The 217-nt window shown below is 48.8% G+C and carries 1 protein-coding gene; it reads left to right on the forward strand.

The features are described 5' to 3' along the window. Positions 1–217 (forward strand): ABC transporter substrate-binding protein (locus FDX22_RS24725; protein WP_370317830.1); only part of this gene is annotated, 217 nt, incomplete at both ends.

Genomic DNA, 217 nt, shown 5'->3' on the forward strand with positions numbered 1-217 from the left:
AACTGGTGCGTCATATAAAAGATGAGCCAGCGTCACTCGATCCGGCAAAAGCCGTTGGGCTTCCAGAAATTCAGGTTATTCGCGATTTATTCGAAGGGCTGGTCAACCAGAATGAAAAGGGTGAGATTATTCCCGGTGTCGCCACACAGTGGAAGAGTAATGATAACCGTATCTGGACGTTTACGTTGCGCAATAATGCGCAATGGGCCGATGGCAC

Origin of the sequence: Citrobacter sp. TBCS-14, from assembly GCF_005280805.1 — a bacterium.
Classification (GTDB): Bacteria; Pseudomonadota; Gammaproteobacteria; order Enterobacterales; family Enterobacteriaceae; genus Citrobacter; species Citrobacter gillenii.